The 21,856-nt window shown below is 47.6% G+C and carries 26 protein-coding genes; 25 read left to right on the top strand and 1 reads right to left on the bottom strand.

Features of this window, described 5'->3' with window-relative positions; all coding sequences use genetic code 11:
* The first annotated feature begins 60 nt into the window (after positions 1-60).
* From H8S18_RS09095 to H8S18_RS09215, 25 genes are all read left to right on the top strand, one after another.
* Positions 61-441, top strand: a complete 381-nt coding sequence (locus H8S18_RS09095; RefSeq protein ID WP_186857992.1) for a hypothetical protein — start codon at positions 61-63, stop codon at positions 439-441.
* A gap of 164 nt (positions 442-605) precedes the next feature.
* Positions 606-1,055: an RNA polymerase sigma factor sigma-70 region 4 domain-containing protein gene (locus tag H8S18_RS09100; RefSeq protein WP_186857993.1), complete on the top strand. Its 450-nt coding sequence runs from the start codon at positions 606-608 to the stop codon at positions 1,053-1,055.
* A gap of 247 nt (positions 1,056-1,302) precedes the next feature.
* Positions 1,303-2,508: a DNA adenine methylase gene (locus tag H8S18_RS09105; RefSeq protein ID WP_186857994.1), complete on the top strand. Its 1,206-nt coding sequence runs from the start codon at positions 1,303-1,305 to the stop codon at positions 2,506-2,508.
* Between the two features lie 4 nt (positions 2,509-2,512).
* Positions 2,513-2,776, top strand: a complete 264-nt coding sequence (locus H8S18_RS09110) for a hypothetical protein (RefSeq protein ID WP_186857995.1) — start codon at positions 2,513-2,515, stop codon at positions 2,774-2,776.
* Positions 2,777-3,298: 522 nt separating this feature from the next.
* Positions 3,299-3,820 (top strand): P27 family phage terminase small subunit, encoded by a 522-nt coding sequence (locus H8S18_RS09115; RefSeq protein ID WP_186857996.1) that lies wholly within the window; start codon positions 3,299-3,301, stop codon positions 3,818-3,820.
* A complete protein-coding gene (locus H8S18_RS09120) occupies positions 3,810-5,357 on the top strand; it encodes a terminase large subunit (RefSeq protein ID WP_186857997.1) in 1,548 nt (515 codons plus the stop codon). The genes H8S18_RS09115 and H8S18_RS09120 overlap by 11 nt, the downstream gene beginning before the upstream one ends.
* A gap of 10 nt (positions 5,358-5,367) precedes the next feature.
* Complete coding sequence (locus H8S18_RS09125; RefSeq protein ID WP_186857998.1) at positions 5,368-6,612, top strand: phage portal protein; 1,245 nt, start codon at positions 5,368-5,370, stop codon at positions 6,610-6,612.
* Positions 6,609-7,397, top strand: a complete 789-nt coding sequence (locus tag H8S18_RS09130) for a head maturation protease, ClpP-related (protein ID WP_186857999.1) — start codon at positions 6,609-6,611, stop codon at positions 7,395-7,397. Before H8S18_RS09125 ends, H8S18_RS09130 begins: the two co-directional genes overlap by 4 nt.
* A gap of 1 nt (position 7,398) precedes the next feature.
* Positions 7,399-8,589 (top strand): phage major capsid protein, encoded by a 1,191-nt coding sequence (locus H8S18_RS09135; RefSeq protein WP_186858000.1) that lies wholly within the window; start codon positions 7,399-7,401, stop codon positions 8,587-8,589.
* An 11-nt stretch (positions 8,590-8,600) separates the two neighbouring features.
* Complete coding sequence (locus H8S18_RS09140) at positions 8,601-8,810, top strand: hypothetical protein (RefSeq protein ID WP_186858001.1); 210 nt, start codon at positions 8,601-8,603, stop codon at positions 8,808-8,810.
* An 11-nt stretch (positions 8,811-8,821) separates the two neighbouring features.
* Positions 8,822-9,136, top strand: a complete 315-nt coding sequence (locus H8S18_RS09145; protein WP_186858002.1) for a head-tail connector protein — start codon at positions 8,822-8,824, stop codon at positions 9,134-9,136.
* Between the two features lie 26 nt (positions 9,137-9,162).
* Positions 9,163-9,483: a phage head closure protein gene (locus tag H8S18_RS09150; RefSeq protein ID WP_186858003.1), complete on the top strand. Its 321-nt coding sequence runs from the start codon at positions 9,163-9,165 to the stop codon at positions 9,481-9,483.
* Positions 9,480-9,809, top strand: coding sequence for a hypothetical protein (locus H8S18_RS09155; RefSeq protein ID WP_186858004.1), 330 nt, complete (start codon positions 9,480-9,482; stop codon positions 9,807-9,809). Before H8S18_RS09150 ends, H8S18_RS09155 begins: the two co-directional genes overlap by 4 nt.
* The gene (locus tag H8S18_RS09160) at positions 9,806-10,216 is read left to right on the top strand and encodes an HK97-gp10 family putative phage morphogenesis protein (RefSeq protein WP_186858005.1); all 411 of its coding nucleotides are present in this window, start codon (positions 9,806-9,808) and stop codon (positions 10,214-10,216) included. The genes H8S18_RS09155 and H8S18_RS09160 overlap by 4 nt, the downstream gene beginning before the upstream one ends.
* Before the next feature lie 32 nt (positions 10,217-10,248).
* The gene (locus H8S18_RS09165; protein WP_186858006.1) at positions 10,249-10,833 is read left to right on the top strand and encodes a major tail protein; all 585 of its coding nucleotides are present in this window, start codon (positions 10,249-10,251) and stop codon (positions 10,831-10,833) included.
* 78 nt (positions 10,834-10,911) lie between these two features.
* The gene (locus H8S18_RS14515) at positions 10,912-11,751 is read left to right on the top strand and encodes a hypothetical protein (protein WP_207721721.1); all 840 of its coding nucleotides are present in this window, start codon (positions 10,912-10,914) and stop codon (positions 11,749-11,751) included.
* Positions 11,752-12,084: 333 nt separating this feature from the next.
* Positions 12,085-12,621: a hypothetical protein gene (locus H8S18_RS09175; protein ID WP_186858007.1), complete on the top strand. Its 537-nt coding sequence runs from the start codon at positions 12,085-12,087 to the stop codon at positions 12,619-12,621.
* A gap of 1 nt (position 12,622) precedes the next feature.
* Positions 12,623-16,282 carry a phage tail tape measure protein gene (locus H8S18_RS09180; protein WP_186858008.1) on the top strand — a complete coding sequence of 1,220 codons (3,660 nt, stop codon included), beginning with the start codon at positions 12,623-12,625 and terminating at the stop codon, positions 16,280-16,282.
* On the top strand, positions 16,279-17,148 hold the full coding sequence (locus H8S18_RS09185; protein WP_186858009.1) for a phage distal tail protein domain-containing protein: 870 nt from the start codon (positions 16,279-16,281) through the stop codon (positions 17,146-17,148). The genes H8S18_RS09180 and H8S18_RS09185 overlap by 4 nt, the downstream gene beginning before the upstream one ends.
* Positions 17,149-17,152: 4 nt before the next feature.
* Complete coding sequence (locus H8S18_RS09190) at positions 17,153-18,142, top strand: hypothetical protein (RefSeq protein WP_186858010.1); 990 nt, start codon at positions 17,153-17,155, stop codon at positions 18,140-18,142.
* Between the two features lies 1 nt (position 18,143).
* Positions 18,144-18,968: a hypothetical protein gene (locus H8S18_RS09195; protein ID WP_186858011.1), complete on the top strand. Its 825-nt coding sequence runs from the start codon at positions 18,144-18,146 to the stop codon at positions 18,966-18,968.
* Positions 18,969-18,986: 18 nt separating this feature from the next.
* On the top strand, positions 18,987-19,259 hold the full coding sequence (locus tag H8S18_RS09200; RefSeq protein WP_186857088.1) for a hypothetical protein: 273 nt from the start codon (positions 18,987-18,989) through the stop codon (positions 19,257-19,259).
* 34 nt (positions 19,260-19,293) lie between these two features.
* Positions 19,294-20,199, top strand: a complete 906-nt coding sequence (locus tag H8S18_RS09205) for an N-acetylmuramoyl-L-alanine amidase (protein ID WP_186858012.1) — start codon at positions 19,294-19,296, stop codon at positions 20,197-20,199.
* A 14-nt stretch (positions 20,200-20,213) separates the two neighbouring features.
* Entirely contained in the window at positions 20,214-20,498 is a 285-nt protein-coding gene (locus H8S18_RS09210) for a phage holin (RefSeq protein ID WP_186858013.1), read from the top strand.
* 276 nt (positions 20,499-20,774) lie between these two features.
* Positions 20,775-20,963 (top strand): hypothetical protein, encoded by a 189-nt coding sequence (locus H8S18_RS09215; protein ID WP_186858014.1) that lies wholly within the window; start codon positions 20,775-20,777, stop codon positions 20,961-20,963.
* Positions 20,964-21,241: 278 nt separating this feature from the next.
* Here the strand turns inward: H8S18_RS09215 and H8S18_RS09220 are convergent, their stop codons facing one another.
* Positions 21,242-21,703 (bottom strand): tyrosine-type recombinase/integrase, encoded by a 462-nt coding sequence (locus H8S18_RS09220; protein ID WP_186858015.1) that lies wholly within the window; start codon positions 21,701-21,703, stop codon positions 21,242-21,244.
* Positions 21,704-21,856: the final 153 nt, after the last annotated feature.

Raw genomic sequence — 21,856 nt, forward strand, 5'->3', positions numbered from 1 at the left:
ACAGAATGAATGATTGGTATTGGTGTAAATACTACGGCAAGCGATTGGAGGTAGAGCAGGATGGATAAGACCGTTACCGTTGAAATCATTTCAGGCGTTGAAGGCTATTGCGTCACTATAAATGACTATCGTATTGCAGGGGCAAAGCTTTGGGGTGGTGGGCAGGTGGTACATTCGTTCAAAACTACACAAAGCCAAATAGACCGCGCTTTATGCCGCACCCAGCCCGACAACCCTCCCCTCACCCTCGACGAGCTTAGGCATTTGAAAGAAAGCAGAGACCCGGTGTGGCTAAGTAGGGCTAAGGAGTGGATCTTTGTTGCGACAGTGGCCGATGTGCCGTATGCGCAAGTGTGGTATTTCACATCACGAGGCATGTGTAAAACCGTGCTGTACCATCACGAAACATTCTACCGCAACAAGCCAAAGGAGGAAGTATGAGGCTTATTGACGCTAAAGCATGTGTAAAAAATGCGCACTAGACTGGCTAAACCGAGAAGCGGAGTAAAACAAAAAGCGCAGACCGCGTTTAAAGGTGGGGGCGCGGCCCGCGCTTCTTGCGTTATGAATTATTCTAAATATAGTATAGCGCAGGAGAATATATAATGCAAGTAACGCAAGATATTGAAAGAAGATTATACCAATATGCGGGACACCAAAGACGATTGAAGGAACTGCGGGAACAGGCCGACGAAATTCTAGGACAACACAACTCGCTTTTGGATGGATTGCTGAAATCTCCATGTTTGAAAGACGTGAGGGTACAAGGCGGCTTTACTTCTGATCCTGTATTTGCGGCGGTGCAAAAGATGATAGATGTGTACGGAACGAGATTGGACGCAATCAGGAGCGAGATCACAGACATATTCTATCATATTGACGAGATTGAGAAGATGGTGAGCAATGCAGGGTTAACGGAAACGGAGCGGCAATACATTCAGCTGCGGTATTTTGAGGGATTGCAACCAAAACAGATATCTTTTGAAACAAATTATTGCGATGGGTATCTGAGAAAACTAAAAAAGAGAGCATTAAGCAAAATTGGCGCGGTTTAGGCGCGGAAATGCGCGCTTTTTAGTAGTATGATGGTAGCATGACAGAATAGGCGCAGGGATCGCAACCTTGAACAGCGACTAGCTATCGAATGTTTAACACGCCTATTTTAAACAGGATTAGAACATTGCCGCTTGCCCGTGGCGACTAATAAATAGCGGGCTTGAATAAAGTGATCGCGCTGCGAATGCTTGCGAGGCGCGCAGCCCTTAAAGACTCCTGCGGGGGTCTTTTTGTTTTGGAAAAAATATGAAGAGATATGGAACACCCTACAAGGGAAGTAAAAACAGTATAGCAAAAGACATCATATCATTCTTGCCGGGCGGCGGAACGTTGGTTGATCTATTTGCGGGAGGCTGCGCGGTCACGCACGCGGCAGTAGAAGCGTGCAGTGGGCTTGCACCAAAATGGGACGGGATTATATGCAACGATATATCTCCATTTTCGATAGAACTCTTTAAAGACAGCGTGGACGGGAAGTATACCACTGAAAAATGCAAGCAATGGATAAGCCGGGAAGATTTCCATAGAATGAAAGACAGTAACGCGTGGGTAAAGCTTTGCTGGAGTTTTGGGAATAGAGGCAAAAACTATCTGTACGCCAAAGAAATTGAGCCGTGGAAAAGAGCGCTGCATGGAGCATATATTCTAAAAGATTACACGCTTATGGAGGAAATAACCGGCAAGCTTCCCGGAGAGGCGAAAACGGATATACGGGCGTGGATCAAAGCGAACAATGAAGAAGTAAGACAAAAGTATATCAAGTGGTACCGCGAAGCATACATGGAAAATGTCAAGGCGGAATATTTGCCCGAAACAGTAAAGGCGGAAGAGGCTATTGCGAAGCTAAAGGAAGAGTTAAAAAGGTATATGCGCGGAGCCCTAAAAGCAAGCGGACTGCGTCGGGTTGATATTGATAGGCATTTGGGAACAAACGGGATGGCGGGGCGCTATTTCGGAAACTCTCAATGGGAGTTCCCGGCGATAGAAGTGTATGAAAAATTAAAGGAAATACTGCCGCTTGACAGGGCGTACCCATTTCATTTAGCGTTGCTGCAAAGGCTGCAAAGGTTGGAACATCCGAAAGGGTCGAAAAGGCTGGAAGAGCTGGAAAGTCTGGAAAGGCTGCAAAGGCTACAAGGGCTACAAAGGCTGGATGGCGCGGATAATGTGGAATACAGCGTAAAGGATTACAGAGACGTCGAAATACCGTCTAACGCGGTGATATACTGCGATATACCGTACGAACGCACGGACTGTGGGTGTTATGAGGGATTTGACCATAACGCCTTTTTTGATTGGGCGGCAAGGCAAACAAGGCCGGTATATATCAGCAGCTACCAGATCGAGGACGACCGCTTTAAATGCGTGTGGGAAAAACAGAAACGATGCCTATGTCAAGCAAGCGGCGGAGGAAAGATCATGACCGAGAGAATATATACACAGGCTAGGTGAAGGAATGGACAAATACAATGCAGAGCACTACGTAGATTATACTGCGGCAATCGCAGTCAGCCGGGCAGACCGGGCCAGGCGGCGCTTAAAGAAAGAACCGATTAGGCGATTAGCTGGGCTGACATATAAGATAGGTGAGGTAGTACAGCTGACATGGGTATGCAATATGCTTGCAACGCAAGAACGGGTTCAAATGTACAAGACGTTAGGAGAGGCGGTAATGAGCGGAGAGGCAACAGGCTATACAAAGAGAAGATTAAATCAATAGGGGAATAATCATGCAAAAGGCGATGAGGCTTTGCAAACATCCAGGATGTACCAACCTTACGACAAACGGCTACTGCGATCAGCACAAAGACGAGGCGCGGGAACGCGATCGTATTGCAGACAGACGGAGGGGCACGGCGAGAGAGCGAGGATATAACTATCGATGGCATAAGTATAGCAAGGCATTCCTATCAAGGCCTGAGAATAAGTTCTGCAAACTCCATCTAGATGATAGATGCAACATCCTTGCAGAGTGCGTAGACCATATAGACCCACCCGATAGCCCAGAAGATAAAAGATTCTGGGACGCAAGTAATCATCAAGCGGCATGTATTCATTGTAATAGTGTAAAAGGTCATCGGAAGATAGTAGGAACGTATGAATATGGGAATGAGCCAAACGAATGTAGTAAAGGGTAGGGGGTAGCCGAATCTCTACGGGAAACGGATTGAGAACCGTGCGCCCCAAACAACACAGGATTTACTCCGAAAATGACGCAAACGCGTAAAAAGGCGGTGAAAGCATGGCGGGAAGGCCATCAAAGCCGGTCGAACTGATCGTGCTGGAGAACAAAAACCATATAACAAAAGCGGAAATTAAAGCACGTAAGCAGGCAGAGGACGCATTAAAAACAAACAGTCCTTTGGTTGAAACGGAAGCCGTAAAGAAGAATAAAATCGCGCACAAAGAGTTTCTGCGGTTAAAAAAACTGTACGAAAATATTGAGTTTGTAGAGGCTTTAGATACACAAATTGTAAACAGGTATTGCCTCGGCGTATCTGAAATGATCCGCTTGAGGGAAATACTGGACAAGATGGAGAATGTGCTCGATGATAAAGACCTGGACGGCGGCGATGTCGCTAAAGCATATACAGCTATTAATAATCTAGAAGGGAAGCTGCAGCAGCAAGAAAAACTATTGCTTTCCTATGAGGATCGCCTTTTCTTGAATCCGGCAGGGAGAATGAGGGCGATACCAAAGAAACCAGAGAAAAAAGAAGCCACGGGAATAGAAGCGTACAGAAATAGACGAAATGTTCAATGAACAAAAGGCTCTTGACCATATCGAATTCTTACAGCTTTTGAAGCTGACGGACGATTTCTACGGACAACCCTTTACTCTGCTACCGTGGCAGCATGAAATCATATGGGATGTCTACGGGACGGTTCGGGAGGACGGTAGGCGGCAATACCAGTATGTATATATTGAAATCCCTAAAAAGAACGGGAAAACGGAGATGATCGCGGGTATCGCCCTCGATCATCTTTTTAATGACGCGCCGGGCGGACAAATATATTGCTGCGCCGCAGAGCGGGAACAAGCGTCTTTGGTATACAGGGCGGTCAAACAAAAAATAGAGCAGGATGATTTTTTGAATAAAAACCTGAATATCGTGGATTCCAAAAAAGAAATACACAACCCGGAAACAGGTACGTTCATCAAGGTGTTATCTGCCGAGGCGTACTCCAAACACGGCCTGAATCCGACAGTTGTAATATTCGACGAACTCCACGCACTGCAAAAGCGTGATTTGTGGGATGTTATGACCTTTGGTTCCGGCGCCGCACGAAAAGAACCGTTGTATTTCGTTATTACAACGGCAGGCGATGATCCAAACCGTCTCTCTATTGGCTGGGAGGTACACGAGCAGGCCCGAAAGATACGCGATGGAGAGCTTATTGACGATACATGGTACGTGAAGATATATGGTGCGCCGGAGGATTGCGATATATACGATGAAAAAATTTGGTATGAAGTAAATCCGTCGTTGGGCGTGTCGATCAGCATAGAATCCGTCAGACAGGAAGCGGTAAAGGCGCGAAACAGCGAAGGTGCGGAGCGTCTTTTCAGATGGCTTAGGTTAAATCAATGGGTATCGCTAAAACGCATTGGCTGGCTACCGATCACCATGTGGGATGATACCGAAGGAAAATGGAATCGCACAGATTTGATAGGGCGGGACTGCTATGTAGGAATCGACCTGTCGACAAGAATCGATCTTGCGGCGTTAGCTCCGTTATTCCCGCCCAAAAATGGAGAGGATTGGCGTTTTATGCTGGAACCGTTCATGCCTGCGGACAGTATCAGGGAGCGATCCGAGAGAGATCATGTACCATTTGAACGTTGGGCGGCAGACGGATATTTAAACGCGACTCCGGGCGATGTTGTGGACTATGGGTTCATTGCGGCAAGGATCGTACAGATTGACAGGCTATATAACGTAAAGTATTTCTGTGGCGATCCGTGGCATCTTGAATTTTTGCGACAGCTTCTTCCACAGGAAATACAGCGAAAATTTATCGAGATACCGCAGACAATGGCGGGTATGTCGTCTGGAATGGCAGAGCTTGAAAGAATGTTTCGTGCAAAGGAAATAACCCATGAGTATAATCCGCTCGGACGGTGGGCATTTGGGAATGTGGCAATACAGACCGACGGGAACGAGAATATCAAGCCGATGAAAAACAAGAGCATTGAGCGCATTGATCCAATCGTTGCACTAATCAATGCAATGGCAGCGGCGATCAGGCTTGAGCCTAAGAGATCGGTTTACGAACAGCGCGGAATACGCGTGGTATAGAGGTGAAAGAGTGAAGTTTAAACTATTTGGAAAAACAATAGAAATTAAAAATGGTACAAGCCAATTACCTCCCGTCCAAAACGACGATGAATGGGCGGCTTATCTGGCGGGGCGTGGGTACAGCATATCTGCCAATACCGCTTTAAAGGTGGCGGCCGTCCTTCGGTGCGTGGATGTTGTCGCGAAAACAATGGCAAGCTTACCGCTCGAATTGTTCCGGGAAATGAAGCAGGGGCGTGAAAAAGCAACGACCCATCCGCTGTACCGTATCTTACACCGTCTACCGAATAGGCACACCACGGCCTATGAATTTTGGCATATGTATGTTGCAAACGTGCTTTTAACAACGGGCGGGTTTGCTAAGATATTGCGTGACCGCCGTGGATTTGTAGCCGGGCTGTTGAATATTCCCACTGTAAATGCTTCGGCGATACAAACCAACCAAATCAATGGGGAGCGATACATATACGTTACAACAGACATTGGGACAACGGAAGTTTTGCGAGACGGTGAATTTATGTATACGCCGGGAATGCGGTTTTCAAGCGACACAGACCCGGAAGATCCCATGACAATAGCGGCTGATGTGCTGGGGCTGACGAGGGATTTGAACAGTTATGCGCAAAGCGCCTTTGAAGAAGGGGCGAATCCGGGAGGATTTGTAGAGCATCCGGGGGCGTTAAGTGAAGATGCGTACAACCGTTTTAAAGCGGATTTTGAAAAAAACTATATGGGAGCGCTGAACGCGCACAAGTGGTTGTTTCTGGAAGAAGGAGCGAGAGCAAATCCTTATTCACGCGACCTTGAAAAAAGCCAGGCACTTGAGAGCCGCAAGTTTGCGGTAACAGAAATATGCCGTATATTTGGGGTGCCGCCGCACAAGGTGTTTGATCTTGACCGCGCGACGTTTTCAAATATTGAGCAGCAAAATATTGAGTTTGTGCAGGAGAGCATTGCGCCGATGGCGGTCAGGTTGGAGCAGACGATATATAAGGATTTGCTGACAGAAAAGGAACAGGGCACATACTTTGCAAAGTTTAATGTAAATGGCCTGTTGCGCGGGGATATCGCGGCGAGAACTGCATTTTACCACAGTGGACGGCAGGATGGCTGGCTGAACGCAAATGATATCCGCAGATTGGAAGATATGAATGATATCAGCGAAGAAGACGGCGGCGATGTATATTGCGTTAACGGGAACTATATTCCGTTGTCATCAGTACCGCAGAACTTACCGAAGGGAGCGAAACAATGAATAAGTTTTGGAATTTTAAAGCAAAAGACGAAAGTACGGGAGAATTGACGCTATATGGGGACATTTCATCCGCTACATGGTGGGGAGATGAAGTGACGCCGCAGCAGTTCAAGGATGATTTAGACGCTTTGGGCGGTATATCCAACTTGGACATTTATATCAATTCAGGTGGCGGAGATGTTTTTGCAGGACAGGCAATTCATTCCATGCTAAAGCGCCATAAAGCATACAAGACTGTTTATATTGACGGACTGGCGGCATCTATTGCCTCGGTAATCGCTATGGCAGGGGATAAAATTATCATGCCAAAAAACGCAAGCATGATGATCCATAATGCATGGACGCTGATTGCCGGAAACAAAGATGATCTGCGAAAAATGGCGGACGACATGGAAAAGATTGACGCGGGCATTGTTGCGACCTATGCGGAAAAGACTGGTCTGGATGAAAGCGAGATTGTATCGTTGATGAATGCCGAAACATGGTTTACTGCGGATGAAGCCGTAAAAAAGGGCTTTGCAGACGAGATAGAAGAAACAAAGCAGATTGCTGCAAGTATGGACGGAGAGTTCCTTGTCTACGGAAACCAGCGGTTTGATATTGGAAGATACAAACATAGGCCGGATATTCCATGCGAAGCGCATACAGAACAAATGGAACCGCCTGACAAGGGCGGTTTTTTAGAGCCTGATAACGGGGGCGTCAGCCAGCCCGTAGAGGATATAGCTCTTGACGAGCAGAGAGAATATTTTAGCAGAATCAAAAAGAAATTATTGGAGGTTTGAGATGAAAAAGATTTTTGACATGAAGCAGGAAAGGGCTGAGCTTACCGCCTCTATTCGTTCCGTCATGAACGAGTTCGAGAATAAGGAAATGCCCGGAGAGAAAAAGGAAGAGCTTGCAAAATTAGAAGCGAAGTTTGATAACCTGAACACAAGAATTACGGCGGAAGAAAAACAGCTTGAACGCGAACGGCTCGCGGGAGAGGTTGCGGATAAGGCGGAACCGCATAAGCGGGCGGCGGTACAGGAAATGTTTGCGAAAGCGCTTTCCGGCGATCCACGCCATATGCAGGAATACCATAATGCACTTTCGCTGGGCACTGATGCAACGGCGGGCAACCTGACCGCTCCTATGGAATTTGTACAGGAGCTTATAAAGGGGTTGGATGACGCGATCGTTATGCGCCAGATTTCCCGCGTGGTAGGGCCGATTGGCCCGGCACAGTCTTTGGGATATCCCTATCGTGCCACGGAAGCGGACGATGCGACATGGGTAAACGAAAATGCGGAATCCGTCGAAGAAACCAGTCTGACATACGGGCGCAGGGAGTTTAAACCCAACCGCATGAGCAAAATCATCAAGGTATCTAAAACTCTTGTAAGCCATGCACCGATTGCAGAAAATACAGTACGCGAGGAAATGGTATACCGTATTGCGGCAGGCGGCGAAAACGCATATATGGCCGGAAATGGAACAGGGCAGCCTCTTGGCATTTTCACGGCATCTAATGACGGTATTCCGACAGGGAGAGATGTTTCAGACGGAAACACGGCAACGGCAGTTACATTCGACGGGCTGATGAACGCAAAATATTCAGTAAAGCAGCAGTACAGGCGTAACGCCGCTTGGATGATGCATAGGGATATGTTCAAGATGCTCGCAAAGATTAAAGACACAGACGGTCAGTATATTTGGCAGCCTTCCGTTGCGCTGAATACTCCTGATACCCTGCTCGGGCATCCGGCTTACGAAAGCGAATTTGCCCCGAATACATTCGCTGCTGAGAAATATGTGGCTGTTTACGGAGACTTCAAATCCGGCTACTGGATTTGCGACGCGGACGGTATGAACATTCAGGTTCTGGACCAGCTCTATGCAACCACAAACCAAATCGGATACCTGTTTGACTACTTCGGAGACGGCGCGCCCGTATTGGGGGAAGCGTTTGCGAGAGTTAAGCTTGCCAGCGCATGAGGAGACTTGAAATGAAAGTTAAAATGCTTACAATGTCTGCGGGGCCGAATGGAACGATTCGCGCAGGAAGTATCATTGATGTTACAGATTGTGAAGGTAAATTGCTGATCGGAGGCGGCTATGCGGAAGCTGTTGAAATGCCGTCGGTCCAAAGTGGAGCGATTATCAGCAAAGAGCCGGAAACGGAAAAGAAGCCCATAGTCAAACGTCAGAAGAAATAAGGAGGGGCGATATGGCAGATGTAACGGAGCCGGTGACATTGGCAGAGGCAAAACTGCATCTGCGTATCAATCCGGGCGACACGAGTGAGGACAGTCTGATAAACGACCTGATAACCGCTGCGCGGGAATTTTGCGAAAATTATACGGGGAAAGAGCTTGTTGGCGAAAATGTGGTAGTACCTAAAACCGTCAAACAGGCTCTTCTCCTGTTGATCGCACATTGGTATAACAACCGGGAAGCTGTAGTGGCCGCAAATGTGGTTCCGCGAGAGGTCGAGTTGACCGTTAGGACGCTTTTGAACCAACATAAAGGATGGTGGTTTTAATGGCCTCTTATGCCTTAACAGGCGAAATGAAGACAAAGATCACGATCAAAGGAAAGACGGAAACGCAAGGCCCCGGCGGATATCCACAGGAGACATGGTCAGACCTGTTCGGTGAAAAAGTATGGTGTAAATGGGTGAACGCATACGGTCAGGAGTTGTTTGAGGGGCTTAGGCTTGACCTCAAAGAAGCCGCTACCATAACGATGCGGTATTCGGACAAAGTAAATCCAAAGTGCGAGATTTACCGGGAAGACGACTCGAAACCATATGAGGTGATTTGCGTCAATGACATACTCGACAAACACCAGTTCTTGGAGATCAAGGTAAAAAGGAAGGTGAAGGCATGAGCGTAAACGATAATATCATGCAGACACTTTCCTTTCTTGGTTATCCGATCTTTCCGAATATTTATACGGGAGATTCGGACACGTACCTTGTGTTCAACATTAATGCCAGCCCGGAGGATTTTGGCGACAATGAGCCGGGATACAATGTGAATTTTGTACAAGTGCATCTTTTCTGCCCACACACGTTTTGTTCCATTGACACACGAAAGCAGATCAAGCGTGCTCTTTTAGATGCGGGATTCACTTATCCTTACGAAGTGGATGCAAGCGATGAAGAAGGCCAGCATATTGTATTTGAGTGTGAAATTGACGAGGTGATTGAATGAGGCTTGAGGTTGGCGGACTGGAAGACATGCTCATGTCGATGCAGCAAATGGCAAGGGTTCCAACGACGGTTATTGACGGGATGTTGAACGCGGAAGCTGATGTGATCGTTGAAGCGCAAAAGGAATCCGGCAGGCGGCATGGCCTCCATAAAACAGGGAGCATGCTTAACTCGATCAAGAAAGGAAAAGCGAAAGTTGGCGGGACAAACGCCTACATAGACGTTAGGCCCACAGGAAGAAATGCTGAATCCGGAAGTTTGAATACGGAAGTGGCGTTTGTAAAGGAATATGGCGCACGCGGGGTTCCGGCAGCGCCGTTTATACAGGAAGCAAATGAGAAAAAAGCAGATGAAGCCGCCGAAAAGGCTGCGGATGTCTACGATGGATGGCTCGACAGTTTGTATTGACTGTCTTTTTTATTGCAAGGAGGAATTAAGAAATGGCAGCATTTGGTTTAATGGACATGAGATTTGGAAAGTTTAAGGCGGATGAAACGGAAACGGCAATGCCGACGTACGAAACACCGGTTAGCCTCGGCCCGTCTGCGACCGCAAATATGACGGTGGCAACGGCCACGGCGGAGGATTACGGGGACAATGTGTTACAGGTGAAAATATCTGAATTTGTTTCCGCGGCGATTCCCGCAGAATTAAACGATTGCCCGAAAGAGGCATTAGCATTGGTTGTAGGGGCGGTATACGATGCAGAAAAGAAAGAAATCTCTTATGCAGGAGAGGATTCTGCCCCGTTCGGGGGGCTTTCGTACATACGGAACCTTAAGCGGAAGGGAAGCTCCGCAACGATTTATGAGGCGCATTTTTACACAAAGGTACAGGGCGCGCTTGGAAATGAAAACGCACAGACAAAGGGGAGTTCTATTACATTCCAGCACGCGACGATTAACTTCACGGCGTACCCGCCGCTTATGCCGGGCGGTGCATGGCATTACGTGGCGGAGTTTGATACGCTGGCAGGAGCGCAGGCGTACATCAATGAAAAATTCACGCCTACGCAGGGCGGCTGACAAGGACGGGGCGGGGAACCGCCCCTTTACCTTCATTAAATCCTCCTGTATAATATTGGAAAAGGGAGGGCGAGATTTATGAAGAAAATATTGGTTGTGGTTTTGTGCGTCGTGCTGGCTGTTGCGGTGGTTGGGTGTACGCCTGATGTGGAGATATCGGAAGAATCGCAAGCTATGATTGATAACACGCATCAAGAACCAGAACCATTTGGGATTTCACAAGAGAAGACGGACGTAAACATTGATGAAATAGAGGGCTACATAGAAGCGCCGATTGAGGTATACTCAACGCCTGCGTCTAAAAATGGGCTTGATGGTACGTTGATGTATATGGATTGTACCATAACAAGGGTATTAACTTACTTGGATTTGTGCGAAGAAGAGGGGGTCGATCCAGGCGACAATCCGTATAACGATGACTTGGACGTGCTTTTTACGGAAAATGAAAACGGAGCATTTATGTTTACGAGGTATGGGCTCAAAAACGCAGACGAGCTGGCAGAAAAAGATTCAAGCTTCGATGTTGACGGTTGGGCTAAATGCAAGCAGGGACAAGAAATAAGGATTTGGTTTAGCTATGCTGGTTTTTCGGGTGTGACACAAACTGGATCGGGCGATTTTCAGTATGCGCTCCCGAAGGGCGAGGCGTTAAGCGAGCTGCCTATCGCAATAGATATTAACTACGGATATAATACAAATGAATCGTACACGATATCTATGGAGGAATTTAACAAGATACATGTCGGAATGGATTACGATGAGGTGTGTAAGATTATTGGAAGCGACGGAGAGCTGCAATCACAATCAAGCAATATAAAAATATATGCGTGGGACGGCGATGGCTCAATAGGGGCAAACGCTAGTATAACGTTTATAAATGATAAAGTGGAAAGCAAAGCACAGTCGGGACTTAAATAAATAGTAACCGCTCAGCAATGGGCGGTTTTATTTTACAAAAGCACGTGATATATGCGAGGACGGTTAGCCACACACGATCATTCCGTTTCTAACGGCTAGAAAGGTGTGGTGCTAATGGAATATTTGATTATATTCGCTGTCATAGTGATAGTGATTTGGCAAATGTCCAATAAAAGCAAATAACCGCTCCCCCGGCAAGGTGTGCGGTTATTATAATCTAACATCTGGCTAGCCGTTTAGGTTATATCCCTGCTTTTATTATACCACGAAGAAATAAAAAGTAAACAGTAATTTAAGGCATCCGAAAGGGTGTCTTTTTTGTATGGAGAAAAGATGAAAAACGTAATGATAGGCGCTGAAAAAGCGGTTGAAGTCAGGGTGGAGCACACAATCTACACATTAATTTTTAATGGATATACCATGTTTGCACTGCAAGAAGAGTTTGGGGCAAATTTCATTCCAACGATGAAAAAATACAGCAAGGATGAGCTTGAAAGAGTATGCCGCGCCGCCTCGATCATGGCGCAACATGGAGAACTGGCGCGGCGCAGGATTGGGCTGGATGCGCAGGAGATCAAAGAGATAAAGGCCAATGATATTGCGGAATCATCGAGGGATATTGTTGCGGTGATACAAGCGGTCATGCGGGCTTTTACAGTTGGCTTTGAAAGAGAAATAAAGCCCGAGGTTGAGGAAGTAGACCTGATTCTTATGGAGCTTAAAAAGGATGAAAAAGTCAAGCGGGCGGAATATCTGCGTATAGGAAGCGTAAGCGGACTTTCGGCGGACGAAACACTATCCGCTAACGTTGGGATGATCTACGACTTATGCGAGATGTATAACCAGTCGCACAAGCAAAAAGAGGTTTGAAATGGCAAAGAAAGTTACGAGGACAATATCCACAAGAATAGCTGTAGAGGGCGAGCGTGAATGTCAGGCAGCGGTTACAAACCTGACCTCTGAATTTAAAAAGTTGGAATCCGCCCTTAAGGTAGCGCAGAATCAATTTAAAAATAATGCCAATTCCATAGAAGCATTAACCGCAAAGGATAAGGCTCTTACAAATATTCAGGAAGCACAAACCCGCGCACTTGCAAATGCACAAAAAGGATTCAAAAATGCGGAAAATGCCGCCAAAGAATACAGGGCGACAAAAGAGCGGCTTAATACAGAAATTGCGGACAACAAAAAGAAACTCGACGAATTGAAATCTTCGCAGGAAGACACCGCCGAGGAAGAAGAGCGTATTACTAAAGCCATCGAAGAACTGAATAACGAACTGGTAGACAACCAGAATCGTCTCGATGCGGCAGAGCGCGGCATGAATAAGTGGCAGGTATCTATCGATGAAGCTCAAATGAAGTTGGATGACACCAACGCGGAGATCGAAAAGAACGCACAGTATCTTGATGAGGCTAAAAACAGCGCGAACGGATGCGCTGCCTCCATTGACCGCTATGGAAAATCTACAGAAGAAGCCGGAAGACAGTCAAAAGAATTTGGGGATCGCTCTAAAGAAGGCATTGAGGCTCTTTCTACTGCGCTTGCGGCTGCGGGCGTTGCCGCAACCGTTAAAGAGATTGCGGAGGCCCTGAGAGAGTGTTGTGACGCATCAATAGAATTTGAATCCGCAATGGCGGGTGTAGCGAAAACAACTGATCTATCAGAAGCGGAATTATCGCAGATGTCCGATGCTATCAAGGAGATGTCCGAAAGAATCCCGCTTACGACCACGGAACTGGCCGGAATCGCAGAAGCAGGCGGACAGCTTGGGATTGCAAAAGAGGATTTGCTGTCTTTTACAGAAACAATGGCAATGCTCGGCACAGCAACCAATGTAACATCTGACGAAGCCGCTACCATGATAGCGCAGTTTGCCAACGTAACAGGTCTCGATCCTGATAAATATGAGAATTTAGGTTCAGCCATTGTTGATCTTGGAAACAATTCTGCCACGACAGAAAGCAAGATCATGGAGCTTTCGCAGCGGTTTGCTGCTGCGGCCAGCGTGGCGGGTTTTTCCGAGACAGATATTCTTGGATTTGCGGCAGCGACATCCTCTTTAGGAATTGAAGCAGAAGCAGGCGGTTCTGCGCTATCTAAATTGGTATCCAATATCCAGCTTGCAGTGGAAACAGGCGACGGACTTAATGAATTCGCGGCAGTTGCGGGAATGAGCGCGGACGCATTTGCTCAAGCATGGGGTGTAGATGCCGCAGGGGCAACGGCGCAGTTTATAACGGGACTGAACAACACGGAACGCAATGGGAAATCTGCTATTGCCGTTTTGGACGAAATGGGGCTTTCGGAGGTGCGTCTGCGTAATGCAGTAACATCTCTTGCAAAGTCTGGGGATTTATTGACAGATTCTATTTCCATGTCTTCAACGGCATTCAAGGAAAATACTGCTCTTGCAAAAGAAGCGAACACCAAATACAGCACAAGTGAAAGCAGGCTGCAAATTCTAAAAAACTCTTTCAATAATTTAAAAATCGCAGTAGGGAACCAACTGAATCCGGCCCTTGAAAACCTTACTAAAATTGGCGAAGGAGTAATTGATTGGGCTACGGAATTTATTGAAACCCACGAAGGTATCGTGCCTGTAGTAACTGCCGTTGTAGCTGGACTTGCTGTGATGGCCGCAGGGATCACTGCTATTACACTGGCCTCAACGGTTGGAGCAAAGGCTGTAGCAGCATTCAAGGCTGCGCTCGATACAGCAACGGGCGGGGCGACATTTCTAATTACGGCAATTATGGCGGTTGTAACAGCGCTTGCAACACTCATATTATCGTTTGATGATGGAGTGGAAAGCGCATATGAGCTCACGGAAGCGTCCCGGGAATCAGTAAAAGAACTGGATAACATCAAGCAGGCTTACGCGGATAGCAGTGCGAAAACAGAAGCAGCAATTATTACATCGGGCCGATATGTAGACATGCTGCGCGAACTTGAACCCCAGCTTGATAATTCTACTGAAGCGCAAACCAGATATAAGCTTATCGTCGATCAGTTAAATGAATTATTCCCCGAGCTTAATTTGCGAATAGATGAAAACACACATGCAATAGAAGGCGGAACCGAAGCGCTTACAAAAAATATAGAAGAGATGCAAGCGTATTATCGGCAGCAGGCGGCAATGGAAGCCTACAACGATATTATGATGGAAATGGGGGCCATCGAAAACGAAATCTCCGTAAACAAGAATAAAGCGGCGGAATCGGAAGATAAGCTTAGGGAGGCAAGGGAAGATCATCAAAAAATAGTTGATAAGTATAATAAGCGTGTTAGTGAACTACAGAAAATTGAAAAAGAAACCGGGAAGGTACTCGTTGATTCCGATGCCGAACTTATGCAACTGCAAAAAGATTTAGAAAATCAAGGTGATGTAGTTGCCGCATGCGAAAATCAAACGGACGAGTATAACAAAGCGATACAAACGGGGCAGGAAAATCTTGCTGTTTTCACCGAAGAAAACAAAGTATACATAGACACTCTATATAGCGCAGGACAGGTAACGACTGAATACACTGATGCAGTTGCGGGAATGACGGATGCATACCGTGAGCAATACGACGCGATAATCGAAACCGGCGCTCAAGTTGATATGTTGCAGCAACAATATGACGATGCATATAACAAAGCGTACGAAAGTATCAGCGGACAAATCGGACTATTTCAAGAGATGGATGGAGAGGCCGATCAAAGCGTAAATGATTTGATCGACAGCCTCGATAATCAAATAGCCTATATGGACACTTACGCATCCAATATGCAGAAAGCAATGGAGATGGGGGTTGACCAAGGGCTTATTAAAAAACTGTCCGATGGGTCAGAACAGTCCGCAAAAATACTCGACGCAATCGTCAAGGGTGGCGCCGAAAAAGTCCCGCAATTGAATGAAAAGCTGGCGTTGGTAGAGGAAGGAAAGAAAACTTTTTCCAATGCATATGCGCAAATGGAGACCGATTTCGATGCGAAAATGGCGGCAATCGAAATCCGCATGGGAGAAATGGTTTCCAATCTTGACAAAGCGGACGATGCCGCCAAGGCGGGTAGCGATACGGCACAAGGGTTCATCAATGGAGCTAAATCAAAATACGGCGAAGTATATAATGCTTATGCAGAAATGGCACGAAGAGCCATGCGCGCAGTAGATGACACGCTTGAGCGAAAATCTCCTGCAAAGCAGATGATAAGACGCTCGGAGGACGCCGGGGAGGGACTTGTAGTTGGCGCAAAGAATAAAGAAGACGATGTAGCGGAAGCGTATGCAGGAATGGCAAAAACTGCTATGTGTTCGTACGATTCGGCGATGGAGGACTTAAAATATCAATATATGGCTGCATCCATCCCAATGCTTGACATGCACGAAATCATAAATACCAGGACCGCAGAAATGCATTCCGGCGATATCAATATCTCTATGCCGATCACGGTAAAAGGCAAAATGACAGATGCGGAAATAAGACGTATGACGGATCAAATGGTCTATACAGTACGGAAAAAGGTAGGGAGGCTAATGAATTGAGAAGGCTTTATCTTGTCGATGGGACGGGGCGCGAACGATCCCTGCAATCAGAAATTGAATTCATGTGGGAACCGTCCGGCCTCGGCTTTGCGGAAAGCAGGGAATATGCGCAGGTAGAATACGGATTTTTCGCGGAATCATCAAAAGATTTCGAGCAGCCGGAAATCAGCGGAACGCTCGTATTCTGGCCTAAAACACAAGAGCCATACAAAACCTATCATAAATTTGTGGACTGGGTACAGAGAGCACAAGACCTGCAATTGAAATACGTCCCCTACACAGGGCGCGAACTATACATGGACGTGAATCTGGATGGGATAGAGCGCGCGGAGAAAACGTTATACAGGACGCTTGAGTGCCCTATCACCTTCCGTGGCACAAGCCCGTACCACAAAAAGAACCCGCTGACGTTCCTATTTCGGACGGAGGAAAGTATCAACCCGATGCGGTTTACTTTCAAGTTCCCGTTCAAGTTTTCCGACAGCGGCGCGGGCGACGCGCAGGTCTTTACTCCGCAGGGACATTTCCCGGCGGCAATGGAGCTATACATCAATGGCCCGGTGTCCAACATATACTACAAGGTGGAGGACAACGCAACAGGGGAGTTAATCGGTGCTCTTGACCTGTCCGGCGTATCGGTCGCGGCGGGGGATCACATCTACTATTCCTCCCGGCCCAATGCGGACGGGGTCTGGAAGGTAAGCGGAAATACCCGAACCGACCTTGTAGAATCGCTCAATGAAAATGTGGCAAACTTCTTCACGCTTCCGGTCGGAAAGGAAGTACGGGCGACGCTGACGGCGGACACGACAGAGGGAGCGGAGATTACCCACGTCCTGCACGTGCACGAGTATTTCAAGGGGTGACATCATGATAACGTACATAAGAGACCGCCACACATTCGCCCTCAAGCACCACGCTGCAGCGCTCGCGTACGATATGACGATACAATCCATTTATGATGAGGTATCGGACTTCAAGATCAAGGGAGAGGAATCTGCGGCAAGGGCCGGAGATTTTTTCTTTGCGGATGGATTCTTCGGCATCATCAAGGAGGTGGACAAAGACCGGGAGACGCTGGATATCACCTGTAACGATATCAATACGCTCTTTTCCAGGGATATCCCGGACAGCCCGGGGACGGTCAGCGGAAGCATCGAGGGATATATCAAGACGCAGATCGACAAGTATTACGTCAATCAGTCCGACGCGGTATATGCCACGCCGTATCTTACAGTCATTGCCGCTACATCGACAGCGGGAAGCGCATTGCCAAGCGTAGAAGACGGCGTATGGAATATTAAATCGTATCTATCCAAGGTGCGGCGGCTGTACAACATCCACACATCGTACTCCGTTGTGGGCGGCAAGCTGGTGATGCGTATCTTCCGCCGGGACAGGCGGACGCACAAGATATTCCTCGATCTGTCAGATTTTGAGGTTTTAGAGGAATCCTTTGCACATGACGCTATTGGGAAAATTACGACAATAGCAGAGGACACGGGGGCGCGGAAAGATTGGTACCTGCTCAAGGATGGGACAATCACAAATACCTATACGGACGAAAACCGGGTAGACGGTACGTGGGAAGTCTTGAGCGTAAGCGAAGCGGCGGACGCGGCGCAGGAGGTAAAAAATAAGTTTGCGGAGAATAGTGACTCGCACCTTATAGAATTTGCATGCGGAAAAGATTATGCGTTTTATGACGACCTGACTATCCGAACGAAGGAAGGCCGGGTGCTTAACAGCTACATATCCGCAATCCGCAAAAGCAGCGAACGAACCAAAACGGTATACAAAAGCGGGGAACTGCGGATTATGCTGGATGAAAAAATAAACAGAATGCTTGGAGGTAGATAATATGGCGTTAAACGGATTAATTTTTGACCGGAGGAACAACACGTCGAAGAATTGGCGGAATATTTTGGCTGAAATAATGGGGGATGGCATACTGAACGGGTGCGAGGTCACGTCCATATCAAACGCAATTACGGTGGGGGATGGGTATTTTATCCTCAAGGGAGCTGTAATCGAGAATAACGGGGCAGATACAATCCCTGTCACGCCGACGCTTACAGACGGGTATGTACGCCTCATATGCAGGATTGACCTGACGCAGGAAGCAAGCGAGACCGGGCCGGGCCAAGTAGGGTGGGTAACGGATTTTTCTGCAACGACAACCTTTCCAGCGCTCACACAGGAGGACATCAACAGCACAGGGTCCATATATGAGGGAGAGATTGCGGTATTGCAGATCGTTGGCGGTAATATAACGGCGCTCACACGCAGTATGCCCGGCGCGGAAATAGACGCGGAAAAGCTGGGCGGTCATCCTGCAAGTTATTTTGTTCCCGCCATAAAGCCGACGATGATATCATTTTCGGGAGGCGGAATAACATGGGAAGCAAATTGGGCGTGGTTTGACGGACGGCAAGTCCATATAAATTTCAGCGGGCGCACAACCGCGGGCACGGATGCTATTTCTGGGGTGTTCGCTCAACTTCCCGCAAGCATACCAAGGCCGAGCGGAGATTTTTTCATCCCTGCATTTTTTCGCAAGGCCACAAACGATACCGTCCACTTTGGGCGCATTGTAGTAAGCGCCAGCGGGCAAATTTCCACTTCCGCTGATTCGGGCGGAGGTTGGATGGCAATAATGGCAGTCGGCTGTTACCCGGCTGGATAATGAATTGGAGGACAGGGTATGATGCAAATAGAGATCACAATTCTGATTGCCGTAGTCGGGTGCTTTGTCGGGCTTGCGGGGTGGCTGTCCGGTCGGGATAAAAAAATAGCGAACGACAGCAAGTGGCGGGGCGGCGTAGACGCTAAGCTCGATACAATACTTGGGATAAAAAACGACGTCGAAAAGCTCGATTGCAAAGTAGACGACCACGAACATAGAATTACGGCAGTGGAGCAGAGCGCAAAACAGGCGCATTACAGGATCACGGAACATATAGAAAAGGATCGCTAGGAAGAAGTTACCAGTGGAATGAGGAGGAAAGAGTATGAAAATTTATATTAATCCGGGGCACGGCGGGAGCGACAGCGGGGCCGTGGGAATGGGAGGCAGGCAGGAAAAGGACGACGCGCTGCGGTATGCGTCCGCAGTGGCGGAAAAACTGGAACAGGCCGGACATTCCGTAAATCTCGAACGGGACGGGGATTACCTGATTCCGGTAAAGGAGATTGCGGAGCGGGCGAACGCGTGGGGCGCGGATCTGTTTATCGCGTTCCACCGCAATTCAGGAGGCGGCGAGGGCGCGGAATGCCTGATCGTATCGTCCGCTTCCGAAACGTCCCGCAGGCTGGCGCAGGCAATCCAGGGCGGGCTTGTGGAAATCGGGTTTAAAAACAGGGGCGTGAAAGTGCAGGACAAAAACACTTACGTCCTGTCGCATACGAAATGCCCGGCGGCGACCATCGAGGCGGGATTTATGGACAGCGCGGCGGATAACGCTTTGTTTGACAGCAAATTTAACGAGATCGTGAATGAGATTGCGCGGGGCATCCTGTCTATTGCGGGAGGAAGCCTGCCGGAAGAAAAGGAGGAAGCAATGCCGAACAGGACGGAAGTGGAAGCGTATGTGGACAGGTTGTACCGGAAGGTGCTGGACCGGGAGCCGGACGCGGCGGGAAGAACGTACCACATAAACGAGTTGATGAATAGGAAGATCACACCTGCGCAGACGGGATATAGCTTTTATTTTGGAACGGAAGAAATGAAGACCCGGGAGGCGAACGGGGAATTTATTTCGGAGCTATACCGGGGGCTTTTGGGACGGGAACCGGACGCGGCCGGAAAGGAAAACTGGCTGAAGCGCATTTACAAAGACATGAGCCGGGAAGCGCTGTTTCATGCGTTTACGGCGTCGGCGGAGTTTAAGGCCGTGGAAAAGAAAATGGGATTTTAAAGGAGGGCTTGAGTATGAAGAAAATTAACTGGAAGGTACGGGCGAAAAGCCCGCAGTTTTGGGTGGGTCTGCTCGGGGTGATCGCGTCACCCGTACTTGCGTATTATGGGCTTAGTTACGCGGACATGACCACATGGGAAAGCGTTGGCAATGTGCTTGCGCAGTTCTTTACCAATCCGTTCCTGATCGGCACGGTGGCGATGGCCATATTGTCCTTCATCGGAGTGCTGACGGACCCGACCACAAAGGGGTTAAAGGACAGCGAGCAGGCGCAGGGGTATACGGAGCCGAAAGGCTGACGAAGGGCGGGGGCGAAAGCTCCCGCTTTTTAATTTTCCTCACCTGCACACCAGGGAAACTAATTATGGAACGCCTGGGCCGCCCCAACCAGGGGCGGTCTTTTATCATCCTGGTGAAAGCCGAAACCTAAAATTCCACAGACAAATTTATATTGATTTCATTAAAATATAGTATTATCATAAAGGTACAAAAAATATCTACCTACACAAAGCAAAACAGAATAGTGTTTAAGCTCTACGGCTACCATTGACGACGCCAATGAAAGGAAGGTCCTTATGGAGTGGAGATTTATGGTTGTACAGCGACGCTATTGTAACGGGACATATGAAGCGGATGTCCTCGATAGGAGAGATTTTCGCAAAGAAGATTTTCCCGAAAGCAAACAGTATAAGCAGAGATTTTGTATGTGTGAAAGCTTTGAAAAAGCCGTGCGAGAGATGATGCACTGGCATTCGGACGCTTGATATATAATGGAGAAAGGGCCGCTTGCGCTGATGCGTTGGCGGTCCTTCTTCTATGACCGCCGCTACAAGCGAATCGGAATAGTATTACACACATATTACACGCAATATACTGGGAATACGCAATATTAAACGGATTTTATAGCCCTGCTAAGGGAGTAGGCTGGGGTAACCGGCGCGAGGGTTCAAATCCCTCCTTCTCCGCCAAAAAGAACCGCCTAACAAAGCGGTTCTTTTGCATATAATGGAGAAAAATAACCCACTTTATAACCCACTACTGTTTACTGTGCCTGAATGAGCCTTACAAAAACATTATTTATAAGGGCGGCGGCTCTGTACTGTTCATCTCCCAAAATATGACCGTAAGTACCAAAAGTATCGAAATCTTTTCCATGTCCTACGATTGGTTTAATCAATTCAAGAGGGAGCTCTTTGTTTGCTGATATAAAAGTATGGCGCAACTCGTACAGAGTAACAGGAGATACCTTATTGTGATTCCTATAGTTCCGCCACCTCTTATAGTAGGTGATTTGTTTTGCGTGCTCACCGTTTTGGTCTGGGAAAACATACGGAGAACTTACATCTGCCTTTCTTAACATTGCGCGCTGTTCATCCAATATTTGAAGTGCAATATCGGGTAACACAAAAGAACGGAGTGCATTTTTATTTTTTTCCGGTAGTGTGCTCGTTATAAACATTGATTGCGCTGTGCAGGGTACAAATATTGTCTTGTATATTTTCATTTCTCAAACCAATCAGCTCTCCTGGTCTTAACCCGGTAACTACCTCAAAACGATAAGCATGGATATAAAATTTTTAAACGAAAATACAAAAGAAGTGCATAAATGGTTAAAGAATGATTAAAAGGCAAAAAATGTTTGACTCCCCTATTAAAT

The sequence above is a fragment of the Christensenella tenuis genome, from assembly GCF_014287795.1.
Taxonomy (GTDB): Bacteria; Bacillota; Clostridia; order Christensenellales; family Christensenellaceae; genus Christensenella; species Christensenella tenuis.

Coding starts and splice junctions, on each gene's coding strand:
- H8S18_RS09095 (WP_186857992.1), top strand. CDS start 61: ATGGATAAGACCGTTACCGTTGAAATCATTTCAGGCGTTGAAGGCTAT.
- H8S18_RS09100 (WP_186857993.1), top strand. CDS start 606: ATGCAAGTAACGCAAGATATTGAAAGAAGATTATACCAATATGCGGGA.
- H8S18_RS09105 (WP_186857994.1), top strand. CDS start 1,303: ATGAAGAGATATGGAACACCCTACAAGGGAAGTAAAAACAGTATAGCA.
- H8S18_RS09110 (WP_186857995.1), top strand. CDS start 2,513: ATGGACAAATACAATGCAGAGCACTACGTAGATTATACTGCGGCAATC.
- H8S18_RS09115 (WP_186857996.1), top strand. CDS start 3,299: ATGGCGGGAAGGCCATCAAAGCCGGTCGAACTGATCGTGCTGGAGAAC.
- H8S18_RS09120 (WP_186857997.1), top strand. CDS start 3,810: ATGTTCAATGAACAAAAGGCTCTTGACCATATCGAATTCTTACAGCTT.
- H8S18_RS09130 (WP_186857999.1), top strand. CDS start 6,609: ATGAATAAGTTTTGGAATTTTAAAGCAAAAGACGAAAGTACGGGAGAA.
- H8S18_RS09135 (WP_186858000.1), top strand. CDS start 7,399: ATGAAAAAGATTTTTGACATGAAGCAGGAAAGGGCTGAGCTTACCGCC.
- H8S18_RS09140 (WP_186858001.1), top strand. CDS start 8,601: ATGAAAGTTAAAATGCTTACAATGTCTGCGGGGCCGAATGGAACGATT.
- H8S18_RS09145 (WP_186858002.1), top strand. CDS start 8,822: ATGGCAGATGTAACGGAGCCGGTGACATTGGCAGAGGCAAAACTGCAT.
- H8S18_RS09150 (WP_186858003.1), top strand. CDS start 9,163: ATGAAGACAAAGATCACGATCAAAGGAAAGACGGAAACGCAAGGCCCC.
- H8S18_RS09155 (WP_186858004.1), top strand. CDS start 9,480: ATGAGCGTAAACGATAATATCATGCAGACACTTTCCTTTCTTGGTTAT.
- H8S18_RS09160 (WP_186858005.1), top strand. CDS start 9,806: ATGAGGCTTGAGGTTGGCGGACTGGAAGACATGCTCATGTCGATGCAG.
- H8S18_RS09165 (WP_186858006.1), top strand. CDS start 10,249: ATGGCAGCATTTGGTTTAATGGACATGAGATTTGGAAAGTTTAAGGCG.
- H8S18_RS14515 (WP_207721721.1), top strand. CDS start 10,912: ATGAAGAAAATATTGGTTGTGGTTTTGTGCGTCGTGCTGGCTGTTGCG.
- H8S18_RS09175 (WP_186858007.1), top strand. CDS start 12,085: ATGAAAAACGTAATGATAGGCGCTGAAAAAGCGGTTGAAGTCAGGGTG.
- H8S18_RS09180 (WP_186858008.1), top strand. CDS start 12,623: ATGGCAAAGAAAGTTACGAGGACAATATCCACAAGAATAGCTGTAGAG.
- H8S18_RS09190 (WP_186858010.1), top strand. CDS start 17,153: ATGATAACGTACATAAGAGACCGCCACACATTCGCCCTCAAGCACCAC.
- H8S18_RS09195 (WP_186858011.1), top strand. CDS start 18,144: ATGGCGTTAAACGGATTAATTTTTGACCGGAGGAACAACACGTCGAAG.
- H8S18_RS09200 (WP_186857088.1), top strand. CDS start 18,987: ATGATGCAAATAGAGATCACAATTCTGATTGCCGTAGTCGGGTGCTTT.
- H8S18_RS09205 (WP_186858012.1), top strand. CDS start 19,294: ATGAAAATTTATATTAATCCGGGGCACGGCGGGAGCGACAGCGGGGCC.
- H8S18_RS09210 (WP_186858013.1), top strand. CDS start 20,214: ATGAAGAAAATTAACTGGAAGGTACGGGCGAAAAGCCCGCAGTTTTGG.
- H8S18_RS09215 (WP_186858014.1), top strand. CDS start 20,775: ATGGAGTGGAGATTTATGGTTGTACAGCGACGCTATTGTAACGGGACA.
- H8S18_RS09220 (WP_186858015.1), bottom strand. CDS start 21,703: ATGAAAATATACAAGACAATATTTGTACCCTGCACAGCGCAATCAATG.